The sequence below is a fragment of the Monashia sp. HAY1-5C genome (genome assembly GCF_056755255.1).
Genome location: NZ_JBPGXG010000515.1, coordinates 1 through 255 on the forward strand (window position 1 = coordinate 1; position 255 = coordinate 255).

The window sequence follows — 255 nt, forward strand, 5'->3', positions numbered from 1 at the left end:
TCCATGGACATCACAACGGATAATGACGATTACAACATTCAGAAGCTTAATCCTTATGTAGATTATTTCATACTGATGGCTTATGACGAATATACTCAAGACAGCGATGCCGGACCGGTTTCATCCCAAAAGTGGATCGAAGCTCAGACAGGAAAGATGTTGACGAAAACCGCTCCAAACAAAATTATTTTAGGATTGGGTGCATACGGCTACGACTGGAGTACGGATCAAAATGACAACAGCTCTGTGACGTAT

General features: G+C 42.0%; 1 protein-coding gene. It reads left to right on the forward strand.

Going from position 1 to position 255, the window contains the following annotated elements; translation table 11 throughout:
- Window positions 1-255, forward strand: a 255-nt coding sequence (locus tag ACR9ZK_RS22625; RefSeq protein ID WP_481344171.1) for a glycosyl hydrolase family 18 protein, incomplete at both ends; no start/stop codon positions are given.